Genomic DNA, 9,854 nt, shown 5'->3' on the forward strand with positions numbered 1-9,854 from the left:
ACAATTAACTTGTCTACTCGTAAACCTGTCAACTCGTCAACTACCCCTTCATGATTACTACTGTTAACTGTGATTTATCGCCACAATTAACTTGTCTACTCGTAAACCTGTCAACTCGTCAACTACCCCTTCATGATTACTACTGTTAACTGTGATTTATCGCCACAATTAACTTGTAAACTTGTCAACTCGTCAATTACTCCCTTATGATTACCGATATTAACTATGACTTATCGCAACAATTAACTCATATATTCGTAAACTTATCAACTTGTCAACTACCAATACAGCACTACGAATTACGCGAATGACACGAATTACATTACAATAAACATTAGCGTAATTAGGGAAATTCGTAGTCATTAATAGTTCATATCATAAAGTTCAAACCTCAAAGTTCAAACCTCAAAATTTACAAGGATTCGTGTCATTCGAGAAATTCGTAGTTTCAACTAACCCAAAGGGGTATCCCGCATTTCACTCCCCTCCCTATGGGGGAGGGGTCGGGGGAGGGGCCAGTTGGGACTGTTGGTTTGTTTTGTTGTTTTGTTGTTTTGTTGTTTTGTTATTTTTCCTTTTTACAACAAGCTCTCTCCAAATATCGCGTTCTTAATATCCTTCTCGTGTTCAAATACGAAGCGGGCAACGATAGCACTCAATAGGGCTGTTGAAGGAAGTTTCACACTCGTAGCAGACTTCAGACGGTCGAGGACACCCTTGAGGTCTGAGTCGATGTAAACGGTTGCCAGACGAGAGTCGCGTGCCTTATAGTCGCGTGCCAAGTCGAGGAAAATCTGCCAGCTATCCTCACCGCTATCCTTTGCGAGCGAATATTCGCGTGCTAACTGTCTGCCCTCCGCCTTTGGGAGCTTCTTTGCTGCAGGTGCAGTACGGTCCTTACGATCAGTGCCCTCTTGTTTTGGCTCTACACGACCAAACGGACTTGCAGGGGTCGTTGGTGCTGCTGGCTCGTCAACATCTCCAATAGCTTCAGCATACGCCTCTGGCTGCTGTTCCTCAACCTGAGTACGCACCTCCTGCTCAACATTGTTCGTATCATACTGTGCAGGCTCGTTAGCTTCCTGCTCATCCGTCGTCGTCTCCTCTGAATTAGTAGTAGGATTTGGTCTTGCACCCTTCTGTACGCTATGTGCCAAGTCGGTCATTGCACCAGGCATCATAACCATTGTTTTCTTCTTCTTAGCCATTGTATCTTTATTTCTTTGTTTTTACTTTATTATATATAAACGTGGGACCTTATCATTTCCTTTCACCTGATGTTCCCCTCGTCATCCTCTCTCCCCTATTGCGCCCTCACGAAGTCTTCCCAGTTAGCATCGTCTAACATCGTTTGTCCAACCTAATCTGCTTAACTTTTATCCAAATTACATTGTCCGATTTTTATCCAACTTCATCCCGTTAGGCACTCCCCCTCTTTCGGAGGGGGCTGGGGGGAGGTTTTTTACTTCATCCTCCTCAGCATATAATCAAACGCCTTCTTCACTGCATCACGCTGTGTTCCGAGCAATTCGAAAGTGTTTGTACGCTTTAGTGTCGCACGGCTGTTGACAACTGGTGTGACACGTCCGAAGTTACCAAACACCTCATCGGTTCTGCGCCACATCTCCTGCTCCTCAGCCGTACCGATACGTGGGTCGATGCGGTTTGGAACGAAGAAGAGTTGTGCGGTCATCTGTGGGTTATGTTCGCGAAGTACGTTAAGCACCTGAACGAAGACACCCGTTGAGTCTAACGCCTTATCCTCATATTCGTAAGGACAAACGATGTAGTCTGCACCCACGAAGAGCGGAGCCAAACCGTCCTCACTGATATTACCAGGAGAGTCAAACAATACGAATCCTTCTACCTGTGAAGCTGAGTCAACTAATGTCTGCATTGTCTCGACATCAGTCACGTCAAAGTCCTGAACGTTATAAGGTTCTTCCTCGCCCTCATAGATCAGCTTATCCTTTCGACGCTGCATCAGAATCGTCTTCTGCAAGTCGGTATCAATGATACATACGTCCTTACCCTTTGCAGCGAGATAGTTGGCAAAGAGGATGCACAGCGTGCTCTTCCCTACTCCACCTTTCTGATTTGCAAAAACAATCTTCTTATTCTTCATTGTTTATATATTTATATTTTTAATTTCTTATCTTTTTCTTTATTTACGTATTTGCGTGTTCGAATATTTATATTTTCATCCGTTCACTTGTTTACGTATTAATCGCCTTTGCTGTTTCCTCATTCGGAGTCTTGCAAGTTGACTGCCTCTCCCCCACTCTGCTCTTTCTGTCGATTCTCTCTTTCTTTGAGCGAGGAAAGAACTTTTCAATGGTTTTCTCCTTTCAACTTATCTTTTCGCGCCTTTTAAACGCTATTTCCTTCTCTTTCATCAACAAGTTTGATAGTGTTGAAAATATCATTTTGATACTTATATCTATCTTTTCACCCACTTTTCATCAAAACAGCTTACATTTTACTACATAGACTTAGCATAACGCTTTCTATCTGCCAATTCTCCCCACTTCATCAGGGCTCATTTCTGCAATATTTTTTATTCTTCGCCCATCTACCCACAAATTCTCAAGTTATAAATTACTTATTTCTACCCTCTCGTCTGAGAAACTCAAATTTTTAGTGTCTGAGGATTCACACGAGCTAAAAACATCGGGGGTGTGGGTAAATTCTTATTTTTTAGTCTTCAACTACCATAGTCGTCTTCAACACGCAGAATGGAATCAAAGCAAGAACGAAGCTTAACAGAGAGGTAATAGTAGAAACATACATAATCTCTGTCATCGTCGCACCACTAACCCATGTATATACAACAAAGTATGCAAAATCTATCAACCACGTCAAAACTTGACAGCCAAACAAAGATGCACCAAACAAACGAATCTTACCAGCATAAGTACGCACTAACTGCACACACAGAACTAACTTCATAAGAGCAAACACAAGGAAAGCTACTTTTGAGAAAGTTGTAAAATATGATGGTAATCCACCATAAAGAAATGCCAGCATTTCCTCCTCTTGAGTAAAGAGAAACCTTGGTAAAATGCCAGCAAGTAACAAGCAAAAGATAAGTGACATCATGATAGTGACAATCAACTGTGCAGCCTTATCACCATTCTTATTTAAGCATCTACGAAATACCTCCAGCATCGCTAACTGTGTCGCAGCAATGACAAAATACTCAATAGCACGAATAAAGCTATTCGACTGCACTGTCGCAAAAGCATTCGTAAGAACTCCCTGCCCAGCATTGGGCACTGATGTCCACCCATCAATCAGATTGAAAACACTAAAAACAATGAACAAGCCCAAGCTCCAATTTAAAACCTGGCCCTCTTTAGGTGTAATAGAAAAAGCCTTTAAATTCATATATATTTATATAAAAGTTGAATTAAATAAATACGCACATATTGATGTGGTTATATTTTTATACTTGCAAATATACATCTATTTATCGAAACAAGCAAATACATCTAAACATTTTTAATGAGAAAAATAAAAAGATAAGAAAGCAAAAATGCAATAAAATATTTATTCTTTTGCTTTTTAATATTTATATATATTTACGTAGATACATATATACAAAAGAGATAAAGAAAAGAAGAAAAATCATCAATTAGAAAAGAAAAACATAAAGAGTAAGATGAAAGCATAATCCATATTTATATATTTATATTCTTAATACAACGTCAAACAAAATAAAACCAATATATATTTACGTTATTATATATCTTTGCAATTAACGATTTAAACATTTAAATAATAACACAAACAAATAAAGAGCAAGACAAAAGAAAAAAGTGAGCGTAAAAAGGAACAAACATATAGGATCAGAAAACTACATTTGAAGAGAAAAAAAGGAAGCATTTGCAAACGATAAAAGAGAAAAGCTAAAAGCCAAAACGCGATGAATCCGAACAAAACGCATAAACATATTTAATCAAATATATAAAAACATAAAATCCTATTAATCAAGAGGAAAAGCAAACAACAAAGCACAAAGAAAGCCTATCATATAGAATCAATAAATATATAAACATAAGAAAAACAACGATTTCATCGAGAAAAAAGCAACAAAAAAACTTTAGACAAACAAGAAAAGAATATCCAATGAAGCAAAAGAAGAAAAGCAAAAGAAACAGAAAAATAAAAACATAAACACACGTTTAAGTAAATATATATAATATTGATATTGTGATATTTACAACGCATTAGGAAGAAAAAAATGCAAAATAAAAATATAATGACCGATTAATACAAAGACATAAATAAGAAAACACACAGAAAAAAGAAAACGCTTGGCAAATAGAAATTGAAAGCCACAAAATAAACAAACAAAGAAGAAACCACAAAGAATAGTCTTAATAGCAAAGTGAGAAAACTGATAAGATAAACAAAAGCAAGAGAAAATACAGAGAGAGTAAAATAAAAGATACAAAGAAAGCATGAATATATTTATATATTTACTTATGTGAGAGAGAAGCAAAATGCAACATTACATTATTTATATATTTCAACATTTAATTAATCATGTAATTACATATGCTAAAACATATTTATATATTTATTAAACATAAACACACAAAAATAATATTACGTGGTTATATAAATATAGATTTATATTATAACACATTAAATTAAAAAGTCAATTACATAAATAATAAACGAAAATAAAAACAAAGTAGATAAACAAACAAAGAAATAAAACGATAAAAGTATTTTTATATACTTAAATATTCAAGCAAAAATATCAAAAAATAAACAAATGAAAGGGTAAAAATGAAGCCAAAATGAGAAGGAAAAAAGGGGGGAGGAAGTGCGACAAAAAGATGAAAAGAGACATAAAGACAAAGAAGAGACAGAATGACATAAAGACAAAATAAGAGGAAAGACAGAATGACAAGAGACAAAATGACATAAAGACAAAGTGATAAAAAAGACAGAGTAACAGAAAAGACAAAATGCATAAAAAAATACAATCCTGAAATAAGAAAAGTAAGGTTATAAAAAAACAGGCTATAAACAGAGGTGGGTAACAAACAAATTAAAAAGAATAGATAACTAACAAGAAGAGTTTTGATTTAATTTGCTGTCACTTTTAACAAATAGCACAAAACTACTATAAAACAAAGGGTTCCTGAATAAAATTGAGTGAGAGGAGTGACAGCAAAACGAAAAATACTTCAAAACAATGAAAGGAAAGACAATGATCATCTGAAATATAGAGGAATAAAACAAAACTCTTATATCCTTTATTCCGCAGTATTTTTTCTTGTGAGAAAATTTTATATGTTGAGACGTCTTTTTGGGGCTCTATATGTTGATATGAGGTGCTTCGGTGTTTCTTGGCTCTTTTCTAAGCATAAAATCCCCCACCCAAACCAATGGGGAAGTATGAAAAACCACAAAAATACTTCCATAACAGAATGCTTCGCCGCTACTTCCACGTTTACCCAATACAGATTCGGTAAGTTTTTAAAAGACCAACTTTGAAAAAACGTCCATTATGTGATAAATTCCACCGAAAGAAGTGATATTCACGTTTTTAATTGCTACCTTTGCCATGTCAGATTTTTGCTTACTTGTTATGTTTGCAGCATCAAGATAGGTGAAATTTCTGACATATCCAAGTGTTTTGAGAACTTTGTTTCTCAGGCACTTGGAGTTCTCACAAGAGTTTATGCTGCGGAATTAAAAAAAACTTGAAAGAGAAATAAGTAGTGGTAAAATGAACCTGATATACGGAGCAAACAAATACTTTATAGGTGCGGTGAAGTTCTTTGACACAAACAAGGACTTCGGCTTCATTGCGTCTAACAACTGTAATATGCCAACACCAAAGTATAACCAAGACTTTTATGTCAGTTCTGCGAGTTTCATTGAGAATGAAGCAAAGAAAGAAGAGCAGATTGTGGTTTTTCAGGTGGACAAGCAGAACAACGGCAAAAAACGAGCTGTGAATGTCAGGCGCATTACCAAATCAGAAGAGGATTCACTGTTAGCATTGTCCTATTACGGAGACCATGAGTATATTGAATATAAAGACAATCGAAAAATAAACCTCTATACGCATACATTCAAACCTTTAGGGATGGTTGCAGATAAGGTGAGACGTATAATTGAGGAGGATGCTGGGCGTTCCCCTGAAAAAACGTCTGAACACTTTAAGTTTTTTGTAGACCATTACAAACAGAACGAATACTCCAAAGATCGATATATCTTTGACCGACAGTTCTCAACAGAAGAGAAATCTATCTGGCGATCACTCCTCTCGATATTTACAGATGAAGAACGGATTGCTGTAATGAAAAGATATCCAACCATTGTTAGATATTTTGACGATTCAGACCTCATTCAGACATGGCTGGGACAGAAACTGAATAATGATAGTGAACTTTCTGACTGGCAAGAGGTGGAGAGGATTTTTGAATATATTCCAAAAGAATGTGCGGGGTATGCCAAACAGCGTATCGAGACTCTGGTAGATGGTAAAATTTTTAAAGTGTTTGAAGAACTATCAACACGTTCAGATATATCCGAAGATGTCTTAAAAGTGTCAAGTGATTACCGCCAGAGAAAGGCTATGGGGATGTATGTTGATTACGATAAACAAAATGCCGTCAGCAAACTATGGTCATATCTCCGCTTGACTTCCAAGCAGTATGAAGAGGAAAAAGCTAAATGTTTGGCTTCGGTGAAGGCAAACCGTTTCAAGAAAGAACTGACGGAATTCGTTGGAAGACAACATAATGCCTATGGGCGGAACGATTTCTTTACCTATCTCAACAACCTATCTACAGAGGAATTCCAGTCTATTAGAGAGGATTTAGCATCGTCAATCTCGCCTATCCTTGATAAAGCTATTGAGGAGAAAAAATACTGGCAAGTGGTTGGTGACATTGGACAACTTTCGGTTATGGGGGAAGAATTCCTTAACCCATATATGCAAAAAATGCTGCCTTTGATAAAGGAAACTCTAAAGGAGTCGTTGCGCACCAACCTGAATTCTCCCTACAGAATAAAGTCAGATTTCTTTTCTGCGTATGAGCATTATAGCTCAATCTATGAAAAGGCTGAGAAAGTGGAAATTAAACAAGAACTTATTCCAATATTGAGAGAAACACGTTCTATAGGTGTGCTTTCTGAGGTGTCAACAGGTTTTCATACATGGCTTACGACAGACGAAGCAATAGCCTTGTCTAAACAAATCGTTTCGCAATGGGGCTATGCGGAAATAAAAGAATTTGTAAAAGATGAGCCTAATTTGTTTGACCATAGCATCCAAATTGCTGACCTAATAATTGCGAGAGCCAGAGAGATAGTGAAGACCATCCCGCTCAGTCATTTCTTTGACGGCACTCCTTTGGAGAAAGGAAAGAAAGAGTATTACTATCGCAATCCAGAAAGGGAGAATTGTGCTTTCCTAAAAGATTTGAAGAAGCTGATACCTAATGGCCAACATTCTTCAGAATGGGATAACTATATCAACAGCAGGTCGGTTGACGACCTACTGGTTTTATTTGAGCATGATGTTATTACGTCATTGCCAGAGAATATTGTAGAGATTATCATTAACGCAATCTCCCTTAATGGAGTGTATGCAGACAAGGAACGATGGTATAGTAAGCCGATGCTCAAAAACAGAACACATTCCAAGGTTCTGGGAACTACCAATGCAAACTTGTTTCCATTGATTGCACAGAGATTGCAATCAATGGAAATGACTGACGAAAATGTTGCGCTTGCTGTTCTTTTGACAGAACTTATGACAGCCAACATGCCAGATAGCGATAGTGATTGGGAAACAAGTTTTACAAGTCAGATACAGAATTTCAAGAAGACAAATAGCATCGATCAAAGACTTGCCGTGATATGGTGGGCTGTTCATTCTAAGACCACAACATCAAAGGCTTCTTTGACTGAAGTCTTTGCAATTCTGCCACCATACCTCCAGATAAAGATCGTCAAGAAGCTTTTCAAGTCCATGAGTGAGGGAAAAATCCATCACACGGCAGAATCCTTTTATAGTCTTATTTCCAATGGAGAGAGACCGATATGTTTCCCTCTGGAAATTGCTTTTACATATTTGAAATTGCGAGAGAATGACCAGACAAAGACACTGGATAACAATATTATGCTTCAGTTACTTGAAGGTAGAGAAGATACGGACGAGTGGATTGGCATTAGAAGTATTGTTACTCAATGTTCTGGCAGATGGGTGGCAAATGAACTCCCTAACAATAGAAGCAATCGGAGGCGTAACAGTTATTTCAATGGCATTATAAGCAAGATACAAGATGGCAGACTGAAGGTTTTCATTCCTCAGAAGATGGTTGATGAATATGGCAATATAAAAGAATACAATAATAAGCACTATGCCCGCACCATCCAGCAGATACAAATAACATACAAGGAGGATGAATACCAAATTGTAAATGAACCAAATGGGGTTTCCTACTATTTTGACGAAGCTTACGAGGCAGAACTTTTTGCTATAGCAAGACCATTCAATTTTAAATTTAATGGTCTGAACAATTTTGTCGGATTTGAAACCAAAGAAGAAGATCAAGAAGAATTCTGCGAATGTCGTCTGTCTGATAAGGTGGACAACTTTCATCGTATTGCTTTTTACTGGTGTGGAAACAAACCCTGCTTCCGACCTCCAGTTAGATATAGAATTGACAGCGAATGGGAGTCTTATACTATCCTCGATTTTATGCGCATTCTCGGTATATCACCAGATTATACAAATAAGAATGGCAAAAAAACGAAATTTGGACATTATATTATTTTGTCTTCCTATTTAAAGAGTTTTGCCAAATTCTATGAGCATTTAAAGTGTCGTGAATGCGATAAACTAATGAAACCAAAAGATATAACCAATTTCACGTCACGGGCAGTTACCGAATTCGCTTGTGTTAATGAAAATTGCGTTAAGAATGGATTCGTTGTTTATCTTAATCATTGTTTCAATAAACAAAAGTGTAATGCAACTATTGACAGCCGTGATTCACGGCAATGTCCCAATGGGCAGTATATCTGCCCGGAATGCGGTGCATGCTGCTCTACGGAGAACTTTCGTCGTAGAATAAGTAATCTGCATATGACCGGCGGCTATATTTCGGATAGGCTAAGATTGTTTGTTGAAAATGACTTAGGCCACTGGGAAAAACACGAGTTTTTCTGCTATAGGTGTGGCAAACCTATAACAAATGAGAATGGCACTTACAAGTGCAAAGATTGCGATGTTTCATATAATAACAAATAGAAAACCTCAAATCCGCAACTAAGCCTTTCAACGTCCTTCTTGCGTGTACACATCCTCTCATTACAGTATTTGCAGATAATTTGAACTTGAAGCACCCACTTTTGCCTACAATATCCCCTTACCCCACAATGTGACTTGAGGCAATACGCAATATCATTCCCATAAGTTGGGCTCTTCAGCAATAGGGAGTGATAATCTGAATCTATTACACAATAAGCCAGACTGAGTTTCAAAAGAACTATTTTCTCTTTACCTTCCTCAATACTATTCTCAACGAATCAGTGAGTACTCTTTTGTCATTACACATAACGAAATCTGAGGGCATAACAAATAAGGCTAATGAATCTTCGTCGCCTACACCTTGGCGTTCATAACGTAATTGAACTGAAATGATTTTATTCTTTACGTGCGTATTATTATTCTTATATGTATTGGTTCCAGAAAACGGAAAAGATTTCCCCACCTTTATACTCTTATCACAAAAGTCCAACCGTAAGGAATCCCTTTAACCCCAATCGGTCATTAGAGCCTAAACATATTTTGTTTTATTATCGAGCAGATTGTTTGG

4 protein-coding genes and 1 pseudogene are annotated in these 9,854 nt (G+C 37.0%); 1 reads left to right on the forward strand and 4 read right to left on the reverse strand.

The genetic code is table 11. From position 1 onward, the window contains the following. Positions 1-578 precede the first annotated feature (578 nt). From HMPREF1505_RS03520 to HMPREF1505_RS03530, 3 genes are all read right to left on the reverse strand, one after another. On the reverse strand, positions 579-1,208 hold the full coding sequence (locus HMPREF1505_RS03520; RefSeq protein WP_197017494.1) for a hypothetical protein: 630 nt from the start codon (positions 1,206-1,208) through the stop codon (positions 579-581). Between the two features lie 254 nt (positions 1,209-1,462). Further along, positions 1,463-2,125, reverse strand: coding sequence for a ParA family protein (locus HMPREF1505_RS03525; RefSeq protein WP_004359131.1), 663 nt, complete (start codon positions 2,123-2,125; stop codon positions 1,463-1,465). A 572-nt stretch (positions 2,126-2,697) separates the two neighbouring features. Then, the gene (locus HMPREF1505_RS03530) at positions 2,698-3,387 is read right to left on the reverse strand and encodes a hypothetical protein (RefSeq protein WP_036922601.1); all 690 of its coding nucleotides are present in this window, start codon (positions 3,385-3,387) and stop codon (positions 2,698-2,700) included. 2,359 nt (positions 3,388-5,746) lie between these two features. Between HMPREF1505_RS03530 and HMPREF1505_RS03540 the strand changes: the two genes are divergently transcribed. Beyond that, positions 5,747-9,286, forward strand: coding sequence for a DC1 domain-containing protein (locus HMPREF1505_RS03540; protein ID WP_036922607.1), 3,540 nt, complete (start codon positions 5,747-5,749; stop codon positions 9,284-9,286). Here the strand turns inward: HMPREF1505_RS03540 and HMPREF1505_RS13410 are convergent. Next, positions 9,222-9,449 (reverse strand): annotated as a pseudogene (locus HMPREF1505_RS13410) (hypothetical protein). The gene HMPREF1505_RS03540 and the pseudogene HMPREF1505_RS13410 overlap by 65 nt on opposite strands. Positions 9,450-9,854 lie beyond the last annotated feature (405 nt).

This window comes from Prevotella sp. ICM33, assembly GCF_000517825.1.
GTDB classification, from domain to species: Bacteria; Bacteroidota; Bacteroidia; order Bacteroidales; family Bacteroidaceae; genus Prevotella; species Prevotella melaninogenica.